Genomic DNA, 21,606 nt, shown 5'->3' on the forward strand with positions numbered 1-21,606 from the left:
TGATGAGGGCTATTTATGCATAATTTTTTGCTTACTTTCCAATACAAAACGAACCGAAAATTTTTCCAAGCAGATCATCGGCACTAAAGTCACCGGTAATTTCCCCTAGTGCATTCTGGGCTAGACGTAAGGACTCCGCCACCAGTTCACCGGCGTTGTACACCACCAATTGTTCACGTGCTTCAGCCAAATAGAGTTGAGTGCGCTTCATTGCGTCTAAATGACGGGTACGCGCAATAAAGGTATCTTCTTCAGGCTGGAAGCCTGCATGCGCTGTAATCGCCTCTATGAGCGCTTGCACACCAGTTTCCTGCTTGGCAGAGACTGCGATATGCCGAAAACCATTCAAATCAGCAATTGCAGCTTCAGCACCAGTCAGATCACACTTATTCCCAATCAGCATCAGACGTTTTGCATCAATATGTTCAGCAAAATATTCTTGGGCCAGTTGCAGCGGATCTTCACCTTGACTTAGGTCATAGACCAGCAGTAACAAATCGGCCTGTTCGATTTCCTTGATTGCGCGGCGAATCCCTTCTTTTTCGACAATATCCCCGGTCTCACGCAAGCCTGCGGTATCCGTCAGGGTAATTGGCAAGCCATTTAAGGTGATTTTTTCATGCAGCACATCACGCGTAGTACCCGCAATATCCGTCACAATCGCACGTTCAATCCCGGCCAGCGCATTCAGTAATGAAGATTTACCGGCATTCGGTTTACCGGCAATCACCACTTGCAAACCTTCACGCAATAACTGACCTTGACGTGCTGATTGCTGAACTTGCGTGACCGCAGTCGCCACACCATCGAGCAGATTCAGAATCTTGCCATCAGCCAGAAAGTCAATTTCCTCTTCTGGAAAATCAATTGCGGCTTCCACATGCAAACGTAAATGCACCAGCTGCTCAAGCACCGTATTGACTTTGGTTGAAAATGCACCTTGCAGGGAACGAACCGCAGAACGCGCAGCTGCTTGTGAAGTGGCATCAATCAGGTCAGCAATGGCTTCAGCCTGTACCAAGTCCATCTTGCCATTTTCAAAAGCACGCATAGAAAACTCACCGGCTTTGGCAGCAATCGCACCCAGTTCCAGCAAACGTGCAAGCAAGGCATTTTGAATCACCGGACCGCCATGACCTTGTAACTCCACTACATCCTCACCGGTAAAAGAATGCGGATTCGGGAAGTAAATGGCTAGGCCTTCATCCATAATTTCACCAGCGGTATCGTAAAACTTACGAAAGGCAGCATAGCGTGCACCGGCAAGGGGTTGTTTTGTGAGTGCTTCGGCAATTTCATAGGATTTTGGACCCGATAGGCGAATCACCCCAACGCCGCCACGTCCTGGTGGCGTTGCAATCGCAGCAATAGTCGTGGTTCGGTTGAGCATAAAATTCACCTAAAAAATCCAAAAGTTCAGCCAAAAAAAATCCGCCTAAGAGTATCATCTTAAGCGGATTTATTCAGCCCGTCATTACAACTTAGTTGACTGGCGTTGCTTCATCACGTTTGGCACGTTCTTTAGCAACAGACTTGTTAATCAAACCTTGTTGCAGGATGGTGATCAAGTTGTTCACAATCCAGTATAGAACCAAGCCCGCAGGGAAGAACAGCAAGAATACGGTAAAAATCACCGGCATAATCTTGAAGACTTTGGCTTGCATTGGATCAGTGGGTTGTGGATTTAAGGACTGTTGAATATACATCGTCAGACCCATTAACAATGGCAGAATAAACCATGGATCCATTGAGGATAAATCCTGAATCCAGAGCATCCATGGCGCATGACGCAGTTCAACCGATTCCATCAAGACCCAGTACAAAGCCAAGAAGATTGGCATTTGTAATAACAGCGGTAAACAGCCCGCAAGCGGATTGACCTGTTCACGTTTATACAGTGCCATCATTTCCTGAGAGAAGCGCATACGGTCTTCACCAAACTCTTCTTTCATACGCTGCATTTCTGGAGCAATCACACGCATTTTCGCCATTGAGCGGTAGCTCTTCGACGACAATGGCCACAGAATCAGTTTCACCAGAATGGTCAATAGAATAATTGCCCAGCCCCAGTTACCCACTAAACCATGGAAGAATTCCAGACCTACGAACAAGAGTTTCGCAATTGGCCATAACCAGCCATAATCGACTGTTTGGTTTAAACCTGTGGCCAAATCCTTCAATTCTGACTGGATTTTTGGACCTGAATAGAAGGTCGCATCAATCTCGGCCACAGTACCTGCAGGCACATTAAAGGTTGGAGAAGTAAAACCAATAATGTTCATGTTATCGGTTGATTTACGTGATTCAAGCTTGGCGCTATACGCTTCACCATTACCCTGAGTCAACTTCAGATTACCAGGTACCCAAGCACTGACAAAGTAGTGCTGTACCATGGCAACCCAGCCACCTGTCGCTTCAGTACTGACTTTTTCTTCAACAAAGTTGTCAAATTTAAGCTTGTTGTACTGCTCGTCTGGCGTACCCCAGGCACCCCCCAGGAAAGTCCCTAGCGTGAAAATACCCTGGTCTGATTTACCCGGATCTTCTGAATTATCACGTTTGATCTGGCCAAACATCTGACCTTGCCAGGTCTGAGCACTGCGGTTCACCACTTTGTGGTTCACAACAACCGGATATTCACCTTCAGTGAAATTGAAGGTTTTGATAATCTCGACACCATCGGCGGTTTTAAATACCAACGGTACAGACAAGACTTTAAGGTTTTCACCCTCTTTAGATTTGGTTGCTTTCGCGTCTGCCAAGGTATAAGCGGTTTTTTCCAGCTCATACGTCGGACGGCCGTTACGGCTGCTGTCCGGTCCATTTAGACCGATCAGACCAGACTGAGCGACATAAGTACGTTTCGCATCGCTTTCCAGCATCACGAACGGTTCATCGCTGTCCTTGTTTTTATCATGATTGAGTAATTCAACACGAACAATATCACCACCTTTCGGATTGATCCAAAGATGATAAAGGTCAGTTTGTACTGAAATAAGCTGCTGACTTACAGGTGCTGTGGCATCCGTGGCTTGCTGCGCTGGCATATTCGCTTGTGGCAGATCAGAGGCAACAGTAGCCGTCTGAGCATTTGGCAAATCTGCAGATACGTCATGCGAAACAACAGCAGTTTCTGGCTGCGGTTTGGTTTCAGCATTTCCATAATCTTTTTGCCACGCCAAAATGAGCAAATATGCGACAACAAACATGGCTCCGAGAATTGCAATCCTGGCCCATTGTTGCATATGTATTACCCCAAGTGGTGAGAGTGATTTTGGTTCAATAAACGATCACGAAAGGGTACAGCAACGTGAAGCGTTTGAGAATCTATTTGCTGAAATGAAATAAAACGAATCGCTTTAGAGGGAACAGGATCATATCCCGAGCCCCCCCACGGATGACAACGGCAAATACGCTTAGTAGCCAGCCACACTCCACGTCCAGCCCCATGTATCTGGACTGCTTCCAAGGAATATTGAGAACAAGTTGGAATATAACGACAGCGCGGTCCTAATAAAGGACTGATCGCAATCTGATAGAAACGTATCAACCAATGTAGTAAACGTACCATTGGCCTACTCTACTTTTGTGGGGAGGGGGCTATTTTTGTATGCTTTTTGGCAAGACGGTTCAGTTTTTGCCAAGCAAATTGTAATTGCTGATGCAATTCTGCATTAGGCACTGCTTCCACACCCATTTTTGGCATGATTACAATGTCTAAGTCATCTAATTGCTGTTGATGCAGGCGAAAACTTTCGCGAGCAAGTCGTTTTACTCTATTTCGTTCGTGTGCTCGGCGCACTTTCTTCTTAGCAACAACTAAACCCAAACGGCTATTTGGCAGTTCGGAATGTTTTGCAAGAAATAAGAAATGGGGCTGATGCACTTTAAAAAGCGCACCATCAAACACACCTTTATAATCGGCGGCACAGCGTAATCGCAACTCTGTACCAAAACTATAAAGTTTTGTCATAACACCCAAAATCGTCTTAGCGTAACTGATTAAACAGTTAAGCTATGACGACCTTTTGCACGACGGCGAGCTAATACTTGACGACCAGCTTTAGTAGCCATACGAGCACGGAAACCATGAACACGCTTACGCTTTAATTCAGATGGTTGGAATGTACGTTTCATATTGAAACTCCAAAAAATGATCTTTCTATGAAGGTCCGCGATTTTAGTGCTCATTGCTTGAGCTGTCAATGCAAAAGCACTTTTCTTTTCAAATAAGCTTAAAAAAGATTTTTATACGAGTTTTCAAAAAAACTGTTGGTGAAATGACTAAATTATACTTAACCACAGATTAAATTATTGTTATACATAGATATATAACTTATAAACAACTCTATCAACAAAGTTATCCACAATCTATTTAGTGTTGAAAAGCAAGATTCTGTTTTTGAATTTAAATTCGTAATCTCTCGATTTATCCACAGAAAACTCAAAGCTTATAAATAAATTCAAATTTATAAATTTAAGTTTATTATTATTAGGGAGCACTTTTTCTATGGATAAGCCACTTTTTATTTAACTAAACATACATTTATGTTGTGGATAAAACTGTTTCTAATAATTTTATACTTTGTGGATAACTTTGTGCTATATTTTATCCACAGCTTGCGGATAAACTTATCCACACCGGGTTTTAAATTTAAATTTATGCACGATGATGGCTTTTTGCACAGTTTCTGTGGAAATGATCATGACAGATGTGGATAACTTGGTTAGAATGGCGACCCGCTTTTGGTCGCGGTCATCTTTTTGAATGAACAATGGAATGAATAGGGGATTCACATGCTTTGGACGGACTGCTTAAATCGCCTGCGACAAGAGCTCTCTGGAAATGTCTTTACAATGTGGATTCGCCCATTGGTTGCAGAAGAGCTGGAAGATAGCTTGCGTTTGTATGCACCTAATCCTTACTGGACGCGTTACATTCAAGAGCATCATCTGGAACTGATTACGATTCTGGCCGAACAGCTGTCTGAAGGACGGGTACGCAAGGTCGAAATTTTGGTCGATTCACGTCCTGGTGCGATTTTATCGGCCAGTGAACAGCCAGCGACCACCACCGCGGCGTTGACTTCAACCCCAATGCCGGTACAAAAACCGAAAAAAGAAAAAGAAGATACGGTTAAAAATAGCCGTAGACGTCAGCTCAATCCGTTATTTACTTTCTCGCTGTTTGTCGAAGGCCGTTCTAACCAGATGGCAGCAGAAACCTGTCGCAAGGTACTGACCCAACTCGGTGCTTCACAGCATAATCCCTTATTTTTATATGGGCCGACCGGTCTGGGTAAAACTCACTTGATGCAGGCCGTGGGCAATGCACTGTTGCAGGCCAAGCCGAATGCACGGGTGATGTACATGACCGCGGAAAGCTTTGTACAAGATTTTGTTAGTTCTTTGCAGCAAGGCAAAGTGGAAGAATTTAAGAAAAATTGCCGTTCTCTGGATTTGTTACTGGTCGATGACATCCATTTACTGGCCGGTAAAGAAGCCAGCCTGGTAGAATTTTTCTACACCTTTAACGCACTTTTAGATGAATCTAAGCAGATTATTCTGACCTCGGACCGCTATCCAAAAGAACTGACTGAACTGGATCCACGTTTAGTTTCACGGTTTTCCTGGGGCTTGTCGGTCGGGGTTGAACCACCGGATATTGAAACCCGGATTGAAATTTTATTAAGAAAAGCCGAAAGCAATCAGGTGGATTTACCGCGTAACTGTGCCCTGTTTATTGCGCAGCAGGTGGTGGCCAACGTGCGTGAACTAGAAGGTGCGCTAAACAAAGTGGTGGCAATTTCACGTTTTAAAGGCACACCGATTGATCTGGATGTGGTGCGTGAATCCTTAAAAGATGTGCTGGCGATTCGTGCCCGCACCATCAGTACTGAAAATATTCAGCGTGTGGTCAGTGAATATTTCCGTATTCCCTTAAAAGAGATTGTCGGACCGAAACGCACCCGAATTTATGCCCGTCCACGTCAGCTGGCGATGGGTCTGGCACGTGAACTGACCGGCGACAGTTTTCCAGAAATTGGCATGGCTTTTGGTGGTCGTGATCACAGTACCGTGATGCATGCCTGCGAGAAAGTGCAGAGCCTGCGTGAGGAAGATCCAATCTTTAACGAAGACTATAAAAACCTGCAACGTCTGTTGCAAAGTTGACCTAAATCGCTCAAATTCTATTCTTGCTATGCGGCTGCTTTTGCCGCATAGTAAACCGTTAAAAATTCACTTTTTCTATATTAATCTTCAGCTTTAGAGGAATGCACCGTGCGTTTAAAAATCGCGAAAGAAAGCTTACTGAATGTTCTCTCACATGTCGTAGGAGCGGTTGAACGTCGCCATACCTTAAATATTTTATCTAACCTGAAAATTCAGGTGACTGCCCAGGCATTAACGGTGACCGGTTCCGACCTTGAGGTTGAACTGGTGGCCAGTACCGCACTGGCTGAAGGTGCATGTTTGCAGGCCGGGGAAACCACAGTTCCGGCGCGTAAGCTGATTGATATCTGTAAGTCACTTCCTTCAGCGGCATTGGTGGATTTGCATATTACTGAAGATCAGCGCTGCATTCTCAAATCAGGTAACAGCCGTTTTGTGCTGGGTACCTTGCCTGCTGATGATTATCCATTACTGAATACTGAAAACACCCAAGGTACGCAAGTAACAGTCACCCAGCGTGAGCTGAAGCGTTTATTCGAGAAAACTGCCTTTGCGATGGCGGTGCAGGATGTGCGTTTTTACCTGACCGGTACTTTGCTGGAAATTGATACCAACCAGCTGCGTGCTGTGACCACCGATGGCCACCGTCTGGCGCTTTGTGAAACTGCGGCTCAATCTACTGCGACCCAGCCGATTCAAGCGATTGTGCCACGTAAAGCCGTGGCGGAATTACAGCGTCTGCTCAGTGTTGAAGATGAGCAGTTATCTTTGCTGATTGGTCGTGAACTGCTGAATGTGACCATCAATATGCCAAGCCGTGACAAGGAACAGGCCGATATTACCGTGCGTTTTACCACCAAACTGATTGATGGTAAATTCCCGGATTATCGTCGTGTGATTCCACGTGGCGGTGACAAAATCGTGATGATTGCGCATGATGTGTTCAAGCAGTCTTTGCAGCGTGTGGCGATTTTAAGTAATGAAAAACTCCGTGGCGTGTTCCTGAATTTTAATGCCGATTCTTTGCAGCTGCGCGCCAATAACCCGGAGCAGGACGAGGCGATTGAAGACTTAGCCATTCAATATGCCGACTCACCGCTGGAGATGTCGTTCAATGCGCAGTATCTGATTGAAGTACTGGGTGTACTGGATGGCGATGATGTATCAATGACCATGACTGAAGCCAATCAGTCTGTACTGGTACAGGATCCGGCACATACCGATCAGACTTATGTCGTGATGCCGATGCGTGTCTAAGCGGCTAGAGATACTCGTATAAATCATGCATATAACGCGTTTACATATTGAGCGTGTACGGAATTTAAAGACGGTTGCTCTCCACAGATTGCAGCCGTTTAATGTTTTTTATGGCCAAAATGGTTCAGGTAAAACCTCGATTTTAGAGGCGATTCATTTGCTAGCTGCCGGTCGTTCTTTCCGTACCCATATCCCGAAAAATTATATTCAGCATGGCGCACAAGACGCGATTGTGTTTGCACAGTCCGCGACCGAAAAAATCGGCATGCAAAAAATGGCCAGCGGGGAACAGCTGATTAAGGTCAATGGTGATCTGGTGGCAACGCAGGGCCAACTCGCCAAGCTATTGCCTTTGCAGCTGATTGACCCACAAAGTACCGATATTATTGATCATGGTGCCAAGCCACGACGTCAACTTTTAGACTGGTTAATGTTCCACGTGGAACCTGAGTTTTATCATGCCTGGCAATATTATTCGCGTGCCTTGAAGCAGCGCAATAGTTTGCTCAAAAGCAAACGTTTCTTGAGTCTGTCCGATCTGGAGCCTTGGAACCAGATGCTGAGTGAGTATGGTGAACTTCTGCATTCGCAACGTGCGGGTATCGTGGAACAGTGGAAGTCCTTTTTTGAAGATGATCTAAAGCAGCTATTGCCTGATCTACAGATCAGTCTGGAATACAGTCCGGGGTTTCATAGTGAAACCGGCCTGCTGAATGATCTGACCAATCAGCATGCAAAAGATCTGGAAAGACGTTATACAGAATACGGTCCACATCGCGCAGATTTGCGTCTGAAAACCCCTCTGGGGGATGCTGATGTGATCCTGTCACGCGGGCAAAAAAAGCTGCTGATGATGGCGTTAAAACTGTCGCAAATCGCAATGCTGCATTCTTGTAATAAGGAAACTGTGGTATTATTAGATGATGTGACAGCAGAATTAGATTTAACCGCACAACAACGTTTAATTGAGCGATTGAGCCAACTTGGTAGTCAAGTTTTTATTACCACCTTAGACCATGAATCAGTACAAAAGCACTTACATGATTTGTCTATCTCATATCAGTTATTCAATGTTGAAAACGGTACAGTTCAGGTTGTTGTGCAATAGTATTTTTTTAGTTTTACCCATCTTGGGATAGACCTATTTTTCACTAGGGAGAAACCATGAGTTCAGAAGATCAAGCTGCTTCTCAAACAGAACAAACCATTGAAAAGGCTTATGATTCCTCTAGCATCAAGGTATTACGTGGTTTAGACGCAGTACGTAAGCGTCCGGGCATGTACATTGGTGACACAGACGATGGTACAGGCTTGCACCACATGGTGTTCGAAGTAGTCGATAACTCGATTGATGAAGCCTTGGCAGGCCACTGTGATGAAATTATAGTGACTATTCATGAAGATGAATCGGTTTCAGTTTCTGACAACGGTCGTGGTATTCCAACCGATATTCACCCTGAAGAAGGCGTGTCTGCGGCAGAGGTGATTTTGACCATTCTGCATGCCGGCGGTAAGTTTGATGACAACAGTTACAAGGTCTCAGGCGGTCTGCATGGCGTAGGTGTGTCTGTGGTCAACGCACTCTCTGAAAAACTACTGTTGAACATCAGTCGTGCAGGTAAAACTTATGAACAGGAATACCGTCATGGTGATCCTGTTTATAAATTACGTGAAACAGGGATAACCGAAACGTCAGGTACCACTGTACGTTTTTACCCAAGTGCTGAAACTTTTAGCCAAACCATATTCAATGTCGATATTCTGGCGCGTCGTTTGCGTGAACTGTCGTTCCTGAACGCAGGTGTACGCATTGTACTTCGCGATGAGCGCGTCAACCTTGAAAATATCTATGACTATGAAGGTGGTTTATCTGAGTTCGTTAAATACATTAACGAAGGCAAAACGCATCTGAACGATATTTTCCATTTCACTACTGCACAGCTCGATACCGGCATTACGGTAGAAGTGGCATTACAGTGGAATGATTCTTATCAGGAAAACGTACGCTGCTTTACCAATAACATCCCGCAAAAGGATGGTGGTACACATTTGGCCGGTTTCCGTGCTGCACTGACCCGTGGTTTAAATAACTATATGGACAGCGAAAATATCCTGAAAAAGGAAAAAGTTGCAGTCTCGGGGGATGATGCCCGTGAAGGTTTAACCGCGATCGTCTCGGTGAAAGTGCCTGATCCAAAATTCTCTTCGCAGACCAAAGAAAAACTGGTGTCGAGTGAAGTAAAAACTGCGGTTGAGCAGGCCATGAACAAGGCATTTTCTGAATATCTTTTAGAAAATCCACAAGCAGCGAAATCGATTGCCGGCAAAATTATTGATGCCGCGCGTGCCCGTGATGCAGCGCGTAAAGCCCGTGAAATGACCCGTCGCAAGAGCGCACTGGATATTGCCGGTCTTCCAGGTAAGCTGGCCGATTGTCAGGAAAAAGATCCAGCCTTGTCTGAACTGTATCTGGTCGAGGGTGACTCTGCGGGTGGATCTGCGAAGCAAGGCCGTAACCGTAAAATGCAGGCGATTTTGCCGCTGAAAGGTAAGATTCTGAACGTAGAGCGTGCGCGTTTCGACCGGATGATTTCCTCTGCGGAAGTCGGCACACTGATTACTGCACTTGGCTGTGGTATTGGTCGTGAAGAATATAACCCGGACAAATTGCGTTACCATAAAATCATTATCATGACCGATGCTGACGTCGATGGTTCGCACATTCGTACGCTGCTGTTGACCTTCTTCTTCCGTCAGATGCCGGAACTGGTCGAGCGTGGTCATATCTATATCGCCCAGCCACCACTCTACAAGCTGAAAAAAGGCAAGCAGGAACAGTACATCAAAGATAACGATGCACTGGAAACTTACCTGATTTCCAATGCCATTGACGAGCTAGAACTGCATATCAGTGCTGAAGCACCTGCGATTCGTGGTGAAGCACTGGCAAGGGTGATTGCCGATTATCAAACCTCACAGAAGAGCTTGGCGCGTTTAACCCAGCGTTATCCGGCGAGCTTGCTCGATGCTTTGCTGTCGCTGGACGCCTTTAAACTCGATCAGCTTGAAGATAAAAGTTATGTCGAAACTTGGGGTGAAAACCTGCGTGCAGCGATTGAAGCCATTCAGCCGACGCTACGTCCAGAATTAACGCTGGAATCTTTCGAGAAAGAACTGGCAGATGGCCAGAAAACTCAAAGCTGGTTACCAAGAATCACCATCTATGTGCATAACCTGCCACATAGTTATCTATTAGACTCTGTGCTTTTAGGTTCAAGTGAATATGCACGTTTATTAAAGAATTCGAAGAGCTGGTTCAGCCTGCTTGAAGAAGGTGCTTATTTACAAAAGGGTGATCGTAAGATTAACGTGAACAATTTTCATCAGGTTTGGCAGCATATTCTGTCTGACTCGCGTCGCGGTATGATGATCCAGCGTTATAAAGGTCTGGGTGAGATGAATGCGGAACAGTTGTGGGAAACCACCATGGATCCGGATAACCGTAACATGCTGCAAGTGACAGTCACCGATGCGATTGAAGCAGACCGCATGTTCTCTTGTCTGATGGGCGATGATGTGGAACCACGTCGTGCCTTCATTGAAGAAAATGCCTTGAATGCAGACATTGATACCTGATTAAGATGATTTTAAAAAGCGCCTTTCGAGGCGCTTTTTTGATGCAAAATTTATGCGAATATCATCTGAATTTTTTTGGAGGAATTCCAACCTAGAGCGTGCTTTTCTGCCAAATGATCAGCTGATTTTAGCTGCAAAAAAAGTCGAATTAAGCGGTGGCTAATCGACCTAAAAAATTATCCATAAGTAAGCAATATAAAGACAAGTATGAGATCTGGATGAATGCAATTTATCATGGTGGGGAAGTAATTGTGCCACTATAAATATGAAGATTTTAGCAGGGTTTAAAGGATAACTACCGATACTAGGATCAATTGTACATGTGCTGCAAAATAGCGTGTAGAAGCCATTGAAGCCAAAGTTGGTGTATGAAAAATACCCGTAGCGAAGGCCGAATTGAAGAGTGGAGAGCGATAGAGCTGGAAAATAATAAATACAAAATGATAAAGCTGGTTTTTTTAAATTCTATTATTTGAATGGCTTATTAAAATATCCTGCCGTATCTCAAATAATATGTGAATAGGATTATTTTAAGGTCTGCTCTAAATATGATCAAATATGTGGATAACTACAAAGTTATCCCTAATTAATTATGTGAATAAGATTGTATTTATCCACAAACCAACTCCCTCTCTAGTTAGCTCCTGGTTTTAAATTTAAAAATATTTGGCTTGTGGACAAGTGCTTTTGAATTTAAAATGGCGTTTTGAATTTAAAGTGCTATTTAGAGTTATATTTCCTCTGTTATACAACCCTGTAAAATCAATAGCTACTCGTCAGCATGCTTGAGCAGCTATTTTTATTGAAAACTATAAATACTTTTAAAATTAATTACTTATATATCTATTGTAGTTTTATTTAATAATGAGCGTGAAACATATTTTGATTGAAAAATAGAGGGTGTAGTTAAACTACATAATTAATTTAACAATCAAGTGAATTTTCATTTTTTTAATTTAAAATCATCGTGTTATTACTTTCCTTTCTTAACTCTTTAGATTTGTATCTGCTGGTTAAGGTCTAAATTTCATTTTGACAATCATGCTATGCATGATGTTTAGAAAAAACAGAAAAGGACATCAAAGTTTTGTGAATTGAAAATAGAAAAAATACAATTCATCAAATGCGGTAAAAAACAAAAAAAGCGCCTGACGGCGCTTTCTTATTGCTTAAATTTTTATGGTGTCAGGATAATCTTGCGGCAGTCTTCTTCACGTTTATCGAAAATGCGATAACCTTCAGCAGCATCTTCCAGTTTCATGCGATGGGTAATAATCAGGTCTGGCGAAAGATCACCATTTTCAATATGTTCCAGTAATTGTGGCAGGAACTTGTGCACATGGGTTTGTCCCATTTTAAAGGTCAGGCCTTTATCGAAGGCATCACCAAACAGGAAACCGTGAATTGGACCGGCATAAACCCCCGGCACACTGACCACACCGCCACGGCGCACCGCCGCAATACATTGTCTTAGCGCAGAACCACTCGAACCTTCCAGTTTTAGATTGGTCATTACCGTTTCCAGCATACTCCCTTTGGCCTCAAAACCCACCGCATCAATCACCGCATCGACACCACGATAACCTGCCGTATTTTGAATGATGAATTCGGCTGCATCCACGTCATCAAAATTGACCGGAATCGCCCCATAAGTTTGATGAGCAAAACGCAAGCGATAAGGATGGTGATCGACCATAAAGATCTGTTCAGCACCAAGCATGCGTGCGCAGGCCGCAGCCAGCAGACCGACCGGCCCAGCTCCATAAATGGCGACACTGGAACCTCGGCCAATCTGGGCATTGGTCACAGCTTGCCAGGCTGTGGGTAAAATATCGGTCAGAAACAATACTTTTTCATCAGGCAGGGAACCGGGAACCTTAAACGGTCCGACATTGCCTTTGGGAATCCGCACATATTCGGCCTGACCGCCTGGCACACCGCCATACAGATGGCTATAACCAAACAGGGCGGCACCTGGTGGAATCTGTTTTTTATTGATAATTGCACCACGTCCGCTATTGGTATTTTCACAGGCAGCCATCAGCTCGTGTTCACAGAAAAAACAGTGGCCACATGCAATCACAAAGGGAATAATCACCCGATCGCCTTTTTTTACTGAAGTGACTTCAGGACCGACTTCTTCGACCACCCCCATAAATTCATGACCGAAAATATCACCCTGTTCGGTTGCGGGAATTTTCCCACGATAAAGATGCAGGTCTGAGCCACAGATAGCAGTAGCAGTTACTCTGAGAATGACATCATCTGCTTCCTGAATGACTGGATCAGGAACAGATTCAACTCGTACATCGCGAGTACCGTGATAAGTAAGAGCACGCATGCGGATTTCCTCTCTCTAGTTCAACATTAAACAGACTCGAATCAAGGCTGCCAAAAATTAAAAAACACTTGTATTAGAGCCTTAGGATGCAAGCTGACGCTGTAAATTAATGTATGAAAAAAGCCACTCCACTGTTTAAAAAATAAACTTATATGGCACTTGCGTAATTCACGACAAAATGTGTCGAGTTTTGAAGAAGAGATGCAGCACTCAAGAATAGCGAGGAACTACACGAAGATGAAAAGCAGGAGGAAAATATTAAAAATGGGTGGTTTTAATAAAAAAAAAGAGATGAATAACGCTTGTTACTCATCTCTCAGATAATGGGGGGTATTGAAATAGCGTTAGAAGGACTGCTCCAGACTTTCCAGTTCCATCATCAGTTCCAGCATCTGTTCCTCGGCTGTTTCCAGTTTGGCTTTCAGCTCGGTTTGCTCATTCATCAGTTTGAGCAAATCATTTTTACGTGAGGCTTCATATAAAGCACTGTCACCCAGTAAAGTTTCAATTTCAGCCAGACGCGGCGTAACCTTTGCAATCTGTGCTTCGCATTTTTCGATATTTTTACGAATCGGGCGGCTCAGTTCCCGCTGGCGTGCCGCTTCCTTACGCTGTGCTTCTTTGTCCAGTTTGGAAATGGTTGCTTTGACTTCGACCTGAGATTTCACCGGCTCGGCTGGCTTCTGCCCGTTTTTGATCATCTCAATGCGGGCCTGACGTAACCAGTCGGCATAAGCGGTCAGATCACCGTCAAATTCACGGCATTGACCATTATGTACCAGCAGCAATTCATCACAGACACTGGCAATCAGCTGGCGTTCATGCGATACCAGCACCACAGCACCTTCAAAATCCTGCAAGGCCATGGTCAATGCATGACGCATATCCAAGTCTAAATGGTTGGTCGGTTCATCCAGAATCAACACGTTTGGACGCTGCCAGACAATCAATGCCAAAGCCAGACGGGCACGTTCACCGCCCGAGAAACTTTCACTCGGCGTATCCATGCGTTCGCCGCTAAAACCAAAACTGCCCAGGAAAGAACGTAAGCTGGCTTCACTGATTTTTTTATCGGCAATACGTGCCAGCTGTAACATCGGGCTGGCATTGCCATCCAGTGCATCCATTTGGTGTTGGGCAAAGTAGCCAATATTGAGCAGTTCCGAGTCTTTGCGCAGACCCTGAAGCAATTTTAAATCACCGACCAGCGATTTAATTAGGGTAGATTTACCGGCACCATTCATCCCGAGTAAACCAATCCGGCTGCTTGGCGTGATCTGTACATTGACATTGGTGACAATCAGCTTGTCACCATAACCAATATCGGCATGTTCCAGTTGCAATAAAGGCGAACTCATTTTGGTCGGTTCACGGAAACTGAAGGTAAATGGTGTATCAACATGGGCAGCAGACAGTTCCTGCATACGCTCCAGCTGTTTGATCCGGCTCTGTGCCTGCTTGGCTTTGGTGGCTTGCGCTTTAAAACGGTCAATATATTTTTGCAGATGTGCACGGGTTTCCAGCTGCTTTTCATAAGCCTGTTGCTGCTGCGCCAGACGTTCACTGCGGGTGCGCTCGAAGGTCGAGTAGTTACCGGTATATAAAATCAGTTCCTGATTTTCAATATGTAAAATATGATCGGTAATCGCATCGAGGAAATCCCGGTCATGCGAAATCAGCACCAGCGTACCTTCATAGGCTTTCAGCCAGTCTTCGAGCCAGAGAATGGCATCCAGGTCTAAATGGTTGGTCGGTTCATCAAGGAGCAGTAAATCGGAACGGCTCATCAGGGTACGCGCCAGATTCAGGCGCATGCGCCAGCCACCGGAAAAACTGGACACATCCAGTTGGGATTGATGTTCAAAAAAGCCCAGACCGGCCATCAGTTGCGAAGCTTTGGCCGGCGCAGAATAACCTGAAATTTCATCAAAACGGCCATATAAATGCGCCAGTTCTGCATCATCCAGCTGATCTGGCTGCTCCAGTTTCTGCTGAATATCCCAGTATTCTTCATCGCCGGACAAGACGAAATCAATGGCTTTCATATTCAGCGCTTTGATTTCCTGTGCCATATGCGCCACGGTCCAAACCGCAGGACGGGTCAACGAACCGGTGTCTGACTCCATGCCACCGAGCAAGGCTGAAAACAGGGTCGATTTCCCGGCACCATTGACACCGGTTAGGCCAATTTTCCATCCTGGGTGTAACTGCATCGACGCTTTTTGAAATAAAACACGTCCACCGCGACGTATAGATAACTGGTCTAACTGAATCATTGAGAAATCAAAGCTAAGAAATAAGATGCGCCTATTCTAAAGGAAAGCCTTGTGAAAATGAAAAATCTTGCGACTTTTACTGAAATGAGCCAGCTTTTAAATACTGTGAATTTATATATTATGGACGCATAAGTTGAGTATAAGCTCTATTTTCAGCATTAACAGTTGTTTATAGTAGAAGCTGATCGAGCAAAAAATACGATAGAGTAAAATAAAAATGAAAAAGGGATTTTTAGTTTTATCTGCACTGGGTCTACTGGCATCGACTTCAAGTCATGCCAAAGTAAATGTCTGTGTTTTTGATTTGCTGGGCAAGTCTGGCGAATCTTTTAAATTACTGGAAGAATGGGCCTTAGCTGCAAAAGCTTGGAATGCTGATGTTCAATTGACTGCCTATCAGGACGAAGCCAAAGTGGATCAGGATGCCAAGGCAGGTAAATGCGATGGCTTCTATATGACCTCCATGCGGGCCCGCGCCTATAACAAATTCGCCGGCTCGATTGATGCGATTGGTGGTGTGCCAAATAATGACATTGCCATGAAAGCCATCAGTTATGTACTGGACAAACGCAACAGCAAGCGCTTGATCACCCAGATTGGCAAAGAAAAATTTGAAGTGGCTGGGATCGGACAGATTGGCCCGGCTTATATTTTTGTCCGTGATCGCGAGCTGAATAAACTGGAACAGGTAAAAGGCAAGAAATTTGCCGTGCTACATTATGACTATGCCCAGAAAATTATGGTCAATCGGATTGAAGCCGTGCCGGTAATGTCGGAAATTTCCAATTTTATCCGTAAATTTAATCAGGGCGAAGTCGATATTGTGGCTGCACCGGCTTATGCCTTTAAACCGCTTGAATTAGAAAAAGGTCTGGGCAATAAAGGCGCCATGATTAATTTTCCAGTAATCAATGTCACTGCCGACCTGATCATCCGGCAGGATAAATTTCCTGACTCTTTCGCAGTACAATCCAGAGACTGGTTTGTGAAACAGTTGCCGCGCAGTTTTGCCATGGTGAAACGTATGGAAGCGGAAATTCCCAATAAATATAAGCTGAACTTAAGCCGTGAAGATCGCATTGCCTATCAGAAGATTCTGCGCGAAGGCCGCATCGATTTAACCCGGCAGGGGATTTATGATCCCGGCATGATGACGGTATTGAAGCGTGCCCGCTGTACCGTCGAAAGAACCAATTTTGAATGTTCAATTAGTGGCGAATAAAATTCAAATGATGTATATCTTTGTAACTCTTACGGATTAAATGTAATGATACGAAACTTCTATTAAATATTAAGAAATTGATATTTAAAAATATTTTATAAAATAATATTTAGAAAATACGCTTATTTATCTTTATAGGCCAAAACACGGGTTTTAAATGGAGTAAATGCTCTATTTTTTTTAATTAAACTTGCTTAATATTTGTTCCGTGTAAGGACACTCAGCGAATAACAAGATTCCAAAGGATAATACAATGAAAAAAGCACTCTTATCATTGGCTGCACTTTCTACATTTGGTTTTGCCAATGCGGTGCATGCAGAAAAAGTCGATATCTGCGTGTTTGACTTACTGGGTAAATCGGGTGAGTCTTTCCAGATGGCGCAAGAATGGGCACTGGCTGCAAAAGGCTGGGGCGCAGAAATCAATCTGATTGCCCGCCAGGATGAAGCTGTTGCTGATAATGATTTTAAAGCCGGAAAATGTGATGGCGTATTTATGACTGCCATGCGCGCCCGTCAATACAATAAATTTGCCGGTTCTATCGATGCACTGGGCGGTGCACCGAGCAATGCAATTGCACAGCGTGCCATTAGTTTTGCGCTGGACAAACGCAATGCCAGCAAAATGGTGACTAATCTGGGTGGTAAAAAATACGAAATTGCCGGGATTGCACCACTTGGTTCGGCGTTCATCTTTGTCCGTGACAAAAATATTAACTCGATCGAAAAAGCCGCAGGTAAAAAATTCGCGGTATTGGGCTATGACGATGCCCAGAAAATTATGGTGCAGCGTGTGGGCGCGCAGGCCGTGATTTCCGATGTATCCAATTTTGTGGCCAAATTTAACAATGGTCAGGTGGATATGGTGGGGGCACCAGCCTATGCTTATAAACCGCTAGAGATTTATAAAGGCCTTAGCAATAACGGCGCGATGTTTAATTTCCCGGTGCTGCATGTGACGTCCGATTTTGTCATTCGCCCGGAAAAATTCCCGGCAGGTTTTGGGCAAAAATCGCGTGACTGGTTTATCAAAAACCTGCCAAAAAGTATGGCCATGATCGGCCGTCTGGAAGCCGGAATTCCGTCGAAATATAAAATGAATCTGAGCGCTGAAGATAGAACCAAGTATCAGAAAATGTTACGTGATGGCCGTATGGACATGACCAAACGCGGAATCTATGATGCTGGCATGATGTCAGTGTTAAAACGCGCACGCTGTTCTGTCGACAAAGCCAATTTTGAGTGTTCACTTTCGGGTGAGTAATTTGATTTTTAAAGAAAAAGCTTAGCTGAGTCTAAGCTTTTTTTGTGGTTGAACTGAGGCAGATCAGCCATTGTACAGCTGATTAAATAGCTTAAGCTTGATCTAAAGATTGATTTCTTATGATTGATATAAAAACAATTAGATGCGGCTGAAATCGCAATAACAAAAACAAGGTATAAGGACATTAGGATGATGCAAAGAAGATGGAAAATACTGGCATTGGCCGCAGCGACATTTACTGTTTCAGGTCTGGTACAGGCCAAACAGGTGATGTGCGTATTTGATCTGGTGGGCAAAAATGGCGATGTGTATAGCGTCATGAAAGATTATCAGCTGGCAGCGAAAAACTGGGGCGCTGATATCGAGCTTAGAGTGAATACCAATGAAGCCGTGGTTGCAGAAGATTTTAAGGCTGGAAAATGTGACGGGATTAGTGTCACTGGAATGCGCGGACGTCAGTTTAACAGCTTTACCGGCTCACTCGATGCTATCGGGGCGATTCCAGATCTGAATCTGGCCGTTAAAGTGATGCAGGGTCTGGCGAGTCCGACTTTTGCCAAACATATGCTCAATGGCAAATATGAAGTGGTGGGGGTGATTCCTGTCGGTGATGCTTTTCTGTTGGTCAATGACCGTAGTATTAATACCGTGGCCAAAGCCGCAGGTAAAAAAATTGCGGTACTCGACTATGATGAAGCACAAAAAATCATGGTGCAGCAGGTTGGTGCTCAAGCCGTCAGTGCCGATGTCACCAACTTTGGCGCCAAGTTTAACAATGGTCAGGTTGATATCATTGGCGCACCCGCTGCGGTATTTAAGCCGCTAGAATTACACAAAGGCTTAGGTACAAAAGGTGCGATTGTGAATTATCCGGTGTTGCAAGTGACCGGTAATATCATTATCCGTCCCGATAAATTCCCGGCGGGTTATGGTCAAAAATCACGTGAATGGGTGAGAAGCCAGTTGCCGCGCGCTTTTGGTATTCTGGGCAAAATGAAAGCCGATATTCCTGCAAAATACTGGATGGATATTCCGGCTGCAGATAAACCGGGCTATCAGAAAATGATGCGCGATTCCAGAATCAACCTGACCAAACGCGGCGTATATGACAAACGCATGATGAAACTGCTGTGGCAATTCCGTTGTAAGCAGAACCCGCAAAACTTCGAATGTGCCTTACAGGATGAGAACTACAAATAATCCTGATAAAATTACTCTGATTTGACTTTTAATCTGTAGAGACTGACCATATATTGAGTGTGTTATACTTCGATATGGTCTTTTCTTTTTAAAGACATTCCATTCAACAGAGGAATCCGCCATGAATGCCCAAGCGCTTGTGCTCACCGACAATGCCGCAAATAAAGTACGCCAGTTGCGTGACAGTGAAGGTAACCAAGACTTAATGCTCCGTGTGTATGTTACCGGTGGCGGCTGTTCAGGTTTCTCTTATGGCTTTAACTTTGCCGAAAGTCAGAATGAAGATGATGCAGAATTTGCCAACGGCGATGTGAAAGTACTGGTCGATTCACTCAGCTATCAATATCTGGTCGGTTCCGTTGTAGATTATTTAGAAGGTCTGGAAGGTTCACGCTTTGTGGTGCAGAACCCGAATGCGACCACCACTTGTGGTTGTGGATCTTCATTCTCGATCTAAACGCGCACAATAAAAAAGTCCTCTTGATGAGGACTTTTTTATATCTGAAGAAAACTTAATTTTCCAGTTTTACCGCTTCCAAGAGGTCAAAAATTACTGATGTGACATCCTGACTCAGCTCGCGATTATTAAAAATCTCATAAGCGCTAATGGTAATATCGGTATCACTTGGCAACAGGCGCTGCTCTTCTTCGATCAGGTCATTGATCGGCAAGAGGGTCTGTTTGATTTCCAGATGTAAAATATCTTTATATTCCAGATTCTCATCGTCCAGTTCAATCAGCTGTTCATTGAAATAAGGCAATAAAATCGCATGAAGATGTGGCTGAATATCCTCAATATCAAAGATCTCGATATCACGCGTTTCATCAATCGTACTAATGTGGTCATTTACTTCAATTAAAATATGGTAGTAACTCACATGAATCTCCAAAGATGGCCTGAACAATGTAGCCGTTCACAATAACATGAAATCCGAATAGAGTGTTTTTTATAACACTTATACACTTAAATTAATTAAGGAATTCAGGCTGATCACTTAACGGTGATACAGCAAAGTCTTGTCGGCAGGTCGCAACTGAAAGTGTTGTAAATTCTGTTTTCCCAGTACCGGATACATCAGCGCCTCTGGATCATCATGATGATACAGGCCCAAAGCATGCCCCAGTTCATGAGCCAGTGTCAGACGCAGATCATCTTCTGCATCAAACTGATATACATGAATCTGATGACCCATAAATACCCCTTTATGAAATTCACGGGCAGGAAAACGTTGCTGGGCCTGAATGATATTCTGTTGATGATTTTCAAGACTATGTTGATGTAGCGAAACATTCAGGTTAAAAGAACTTTGCTGTCGCTGAAGATACTCGGCTTCCCGTTTAAAATTTTCCGATTTGCGCTGTAAAGCCTGAAACTCATATTCTAATTGTTCGTGCTCATAGGCAGATAAATTTGGCTGATGCCGTCGTTGCTGTAGCTTCTGAAATTCATAATTAATCTGATCTCTTTGCTGGATCAAGCGCTGTTGCTGACTTTCCAGATGTTGATAAGATGCTTCCAGATTTTTGACCTGACGTTGATACTGGGCATCATCTGCCAGCAACTGTTTTTCGACTTTCTTTAAGGCATTATATTCCTGTTGCCGTTGATCATAGATCAGATGAATACTCAGCTGGGCATTTTCATCATAGAGCAGCAGATCATCGCGATGGGTGCCCTGATGCCAGATCTCGACGGCTTCTTTGCTCAGTTGAATCACTTGCTCTTTACTCAGCCCAAAGCCTGCATCTACCTGATCGACCTTAAAGCGTAAACGTGTGTCAAAAGGATGACTGAGCCGGTCTGCAAGCGAGTTGTAGCGCAGTTGTGGATGAGCTTTGGTCTGCATATGCATAGAGGCAGACAGGATTAACCCAACGATGACCAGACAAAATAGAAGGCGCATATTGCTATTGAGATGCTTATTTTTAAAAAATATAGCTTAATTTTAAGGCATTTCCCATGCTTATTTGCCTTCCTGCTCAGCTTTTGGATAAAGTCCTAATTCGGCCAAGGTTTGCTGTAAAATGTCCAGGCGAATCGCCGGATCCATATGACTGTGCATCTGCATATTCAGGGAAAAGGCCACGATGTCAGCCTGTGGTGTTTCGATCCAGCCCGTGCGTCAGCCAACTTGCGCTTCCAGCTCCATACCCCGGCCGGATTTGGCATACAGTCGACAAGCGTGGCGTTCCTGTAGCAATAACATGGCTTTAACCCATTGCTGAAAGGCCGCAA

General features: G+C 44.2%; 17 protein-coding genes and 1 pseudogene. 8 read left to right on the top strand and 10 right to left on the bottom strand.

The window, feature by feature from the left end; translation table 11 throughout:
• Nucleotides 1–31: 31 nt before the first annotated feature.
• The 5 genes from mnmE to rpmH all read right to left on the bottom strand — a co-directional run bounded on the left by mnmE (nt 32) and on the right by rpmH (nt 4,137).
• On the bottom strand, nt 32–1,390 hold the full coding sequence (gene mnmE, locus FTU42_RS12995; RefSeq protein ID WP_180000549.1) for a tRNA uridine-5-carboxymethylaminomethyl(34) synthesis GTPase MnmE: 1,359 nt from the start codon (nt 1,388–1,390) through the stop codon (nt 32–34).
• A 91-nt stretch (nt 1,391–1,481) separates the two neighbouring features.
• Nucleotides 1,482–3,245: a membrane protein insertase YidC gene (gene yidC, locus FTU42_RS13000; RefSeq protein ID WP_005173495.1), complete on the bottom strand. Its 1,764-nt coding sequence runs from the start codon at nt 3,243–3,245 to the stop codon at nt 1,482–1,484.
• A 5-nt stretch (nt 3,246–3,250) separates the two neighbouring features.
• Nucleotides 3,251–3,571 (bottom strand): membrane protein insertion efficiency factor YidD, encoded by a 321-nt coding sequence (gene yidD / locus FTU42_RS13005; RefSeq protein ID WP_005173498.1) that lies wholly within the window; start codon nt 3,569–3,571, stop codon nt 3,251–3,253.
• A gap of 9 nt (nt 3,572–3,580) precedes the next feature.
• Complete coding sequence (gene rnpA / locus FTU42_RS13010) at nt 3,581–3,973, bottom strand: ribonuclease P protein component (RefSeq protein WP_005173501.1); 393 nt, start codon at nt 3,971–3,973, stop codon at nt 3,581–3,583.
• 29 nt (nt 3,974–4,002) lie between these two features.
• Nucleotides 4,003–4,137 carry a 50S ribosomal protein L34 gene (gene rpmH, locus FTU42_RS13015; protein ID WP_000831329.1) on the bottom strand — a complete coding sequence of 45 codons (135 nt, stop codon included), beginning with the start codon at nt 4,135–4,137 and terminating at the stop codon, nt 4,003–4,005.
• Nucleotides 4,138–4,797: 660 nt separating this feature from the next.
• Here rpmH and dnaA point away from each other — a divergent pair.
• The 4 genes from dnaA (at nt 4,798) to gyrB (ending at nt 11,067) form a co-directional block, all read left to right on the top strand.
• A complete protein-coding gene (gene dnaA, locus FTU42_RS13020) occupies nt 4,798–6,174 on the top strand; it encodes a chromosomal replication initiator protein DnaA (protein ID WP_074383792.1) in 1,377 nt (458 codons plus the stop codon).
• 108 nt (nt 6,175–6,282) lie between these two features.
• Entirely contained in the window at nt 6,283–7,431 is a 1,149-nt protein-coding gene (gene dnaN / locus FTU42_RS13025; protein WP_100355779.1) for a DNA polymerase III subunit beta, read from the top strand.
• 25 nt (nt 7,432–7,456) lie between these two features.
• Nucleotides 7,457–8,539, top strand: coding sequence for a DNA replication/repair protein RecF (recF, locus tag FTU42_RS13030; protein ID WP_005173511.1), 1,083 nt, complete (start codon nt 7,457–7,459; stop codon nt 8,537–8,539).
• A 56-nt stretch (nt 8,540–8,595) separates the two neighbouring features.
• The gene (gyrB, locus tag FTU42_RS13035) at nt 8,596–11,067 is read left to right on the top strand and encodes a DNA topoisomerase (ATP-hydrolyzing) subunit B (RefSeq protein WP_005173515.1); all 2,472 of its coding nucleotides are present in this window, start codon (nt 8,596–8,598) and stop codon (nt 11,065–11,067) included.
• A 1,177-nt stretch (nt 11,068–12,244) separates the two neighbouring features.
• Here gyrB and FTU42_RS13040 read toward each other — a convergent pair.
• The gene (locus FTU42_RS13040; protein WP_005173519.1) at nt 12,245–13,408 is read right to left on the bottom strand and encodes a zinc-dependent alcohol dehydrogenase; all 1,164 of its coding nucleotides are present in this window, start codon (nt 13,406–13,408) and stop codon (nt 12,245–12,247) included.
• A gap of 344 nt (nt 13,409–13,752) precedes the next feature.
• Nucleotides 13,753–15,684 carry an ATP-binding cassette domain-containing protein gene (locus FTU42_RS13045; protein ID WP_180083536.1) on the bottom strand — a complete coding sequence of 644 codons (1,932 nt, stop codon included), beginning with the start codon at nt 15,682–15,684 and terminating at the stop codon, nt 13,753–13,755.
• Between the two features lie 217 nt (nt 15,685–15,901).
• Here FTU42_RS13045 and FTU42_RS13050 point away from each other — a divergent pair, with 217 nt between their 5' ends.
• The 4 genes from FTU42_RS13050 to erpA all read left to right on the top strand — a co-directional run bounded on the left by FTU42_RS13050 (nt 15,902) and on the right by erpA (nt 19,827).
• On the top strand, nt 15,902–16,906 hold the full coding sequence (locus tag FTU42_RS13050; protein WP_100329866.1) for a putative solute-binding protein: 1,005 nt from the start codon (nt 15,902–15,904) through the stop codon (nt 16,904–16,906).
• Between the two features lie 253 nt (nt 16,907–17,159).
• Entirely contained in the window at nt 17,160–18,170 is a 1,011-nt protein-coding gene (locus tag FTU42_RS13055) for a putative solute-binding protein (protein WP_159138959.1), read from the top strand.
• A 192-nt stretch (nt 18,171–18,362) separates the two neighbouring features.
• Complete coding sequence (locus tag FTU42_RS13060; protein ID WP_257225595.1) at nt 18,363–19,370, top strand: putative solute-binding protein; 1,008 nt, start codon at nt 18,363–18,365, stop codon at nt 19,368–19,370.
• 121 nt (nt 19,371–19,491) lie between these two features.
• Nucleotides 19,492–19,827: an iron-sulfur cluster insertion protein ErpA gene (gene erpA, locus FTU42_RS13065; RefSeq protein ID WP_004281944.1), complete on the top strand. Its 336-nt coding sequence runs from the start codon at nt 19,492–19,494 to the stop codon at nt 19,825–19,827.
• Between the two features lie 55 nt (nt 19,828–19,882).
• Here the strand turns inward: erpA and FTU42_RS13070 are convergent, their stop codons facing one another.
• From FTU42_RS13070 to FTU42_RS13080, 3 genes and pseudogenes are all read right to left on the bottom strand, one after another.
• Nucleotides 19,883–20,260 (bottom strand): hypothetical protein, encoded by a 378-nt coding sequence (locus tag FTU42_RS13070; protein ID WP_167381287.1) that lies wholly within the window; start codon nt 20,258–20,260, stop codon nt 19,883–19,885.
• Nucleotides 20,261–20,365: 105 nt separating this feature from the next.
• Nucleotides 20,366–21,274: a matrixin family metalloprotease gene (locus FTU42_RS13075; protein WP_100329869.1), complete on the bottom strand. Its 909-nt coding sequence runs from the start codon at nt 21,272–21,274 to the stop codon at nt 20,366–20,368.
• 60 nt (nt 21,275–21,334) lie between these two features.
• Nucleotides 21,335–21,595: pseudogene (locus FTU42_RS13080) on the bottom strand (OXA-134 family carbapenem-hydrolyzing class D beta-lactamase); the annotation flags it as partial.
• Nucleotides 21,596–21,606: the final 11 nt, after the last annotated feature.

Source organism: Acinetobacter sp. YH12102 (assembly GCF_013419125.1).
GTDB lineage: Bacteria > Pseudomonadota > Gammaproteobacteria > Pseudomonadales > Moraxellaceae > Acinetobacter > Acinetobacter pseudolwoffii.